Source organism: Spirochaetota bacterium (genome assembly GCA_026414805.1).
In the GTDB taxonomy this organism is placed as follows: Bacteria; Spirochaetota; UBA4802; order UBA4802; family UB4802; genus UBA4802.
On record JAOAIH010000156.1, the window covers coordinates 1 to 247 of the forward strand.

A 247-nucleotide genomic window follows, 5' to 3' on the forward strand; every position below is an offset into this window, starting at 1 on the left:
GTGTACGGTATAGAGACCTCTATGAAAGGGTACCTATTGGTCTTTTTAGATATTCTTTAGGCGGGATGATTATAGATGCAAATCCTGCATTTTTAAAGATATTAGGGCTATCCCAGCTCGAATCTTTAAAATCCATAAATTTTAAAAAGTTGTTCGAGGATGAGAATGATCTAAAAAAATTCGAACAATTTATAGGATCAAAAAAAGATATTCTTTCCTTTGAAGCAAAATTAAAAAAAGAAAGCGG

1 protein-coding gene is annotated in these 247 nt (G+C 31.6%); it reads left to right on the top strand.

The genetic code is table 11. The annotated features are described in order from the left end of the window. On the top strand, window positions 1-247 hold a 247-nt coding region (locus N3F66_15110; GenBank protein ID MCX8125476.1), incomplete at both ends, for a PAS domain-containing protein.